Consider the following 1145-nt stretch of genomic DNA (forward strand, 5'->3'; position numbering starts at 1 on the left):
CCCTCACGGATAGCGAAGCGTAAGCCCTCTTCCATGGCGATAGGAGCGATTAGCTCAACATCCATGGAGACGTTATCACCAGGAAGTACCATCTCTTTGTCCGCTGGTAGTGTAATGGTACCGGTTACGTCCGTTGTACGGAAGTAGAACTGAGGACGGTAACCTTGGAAGAATGGCGTATGACGACCACCCTCTTCCTTAGATAAGATATACACCTCAGCTGAGAAGTTGGTGTGTGGCTTAATGGTGCCTGGCTTAGCCAATACCTGACCACGCTCAACATCCTCACGCTTAGTACCACGTAGTAAGATACCCACGTTATCACCGGCCTCACCCTGGTCTAATAACTTACGGAACATCTCAACACCGGTACAAATGGTTTTCTGTGTTTCACGGATACCAACGATCTCGATCTCTTCACCCACTTTAATCACACCGCGCTCAATACGACCAGTCACTACGGTACCACGACCAGAAATTGAGAACACGTCCTCAACCGGCATCAAGAAAGTACCATCAACCGCACGCTCAGGCGTTGGGATGTAAGTGTCTAAAGCCTCAGCTAAAGCAAGTACCGCTTGCTTACCTAATGGACCCTCGTCACCCTCAAGGGCTAAACGAGCAGAACCCTTAATGATTGGGGTGTCGTCGCCCGGGAACTCGTACATGCTTAACAACTCACGTACTTCCATCTCAACCAACTCAATTAACTCCTCATCGTCAACTAAGTCAGCTTTGTTTAAGAATACTACAATGTAAGGAACACCTACCTGACGAGATAATAAGATGTGCTCACGCGTCTGAGGCATTGGGCCATCAGCTGCTGAACATACTAAAATCGCACCGTCCATCTGAGCCGCACCGGTAATCATGTTTTTAACATAGTCGGCGTGACCCGGGCAGTCAACGTGCGCATAGTGACGAGTAGGCGTTTCGTACTCTACGTGTGAAGTAGAAATGGTAATACCACGCGCTTTCTCTTCGGGAGCTGCGTCAATCTGATCATAATCACGCGCATCACCACCGTACTCCTTTGCAAGTACAGTACAAATCGCTGCTGTTAAAGTGGTTTTACCGTGGTCAACGTGACCGATAGTACCAACGTTTACGTGGGGTTTGGTACGTTCAAACTTACCTTTTGCCAT

General features: G+C 48.6%; 1 protein-coding gene. It reads right to left on the minus strand.

All coding sequences use genetic code 11. The features are described from left to right. Positions 1-1145, minus strand: a 1145-nt coding sequence (gene tuf / locus HMPREF3179_RS01865; RefSeq protein WP_070469456.1) for an elongation factor Tu, incomplete at its 3' end; no start/stop codon positions are given.

It is taken from the genome of Oligella sp. HMSC09E12 (assembly GCF_001808505.1).
GTDB classification, from domain to species: Bacteria; Pseudomonadota; Gammaproteobacteria; order Burkholderiales; family Burkholderiaceae_B; genus Oligella; species Oligella urethralis.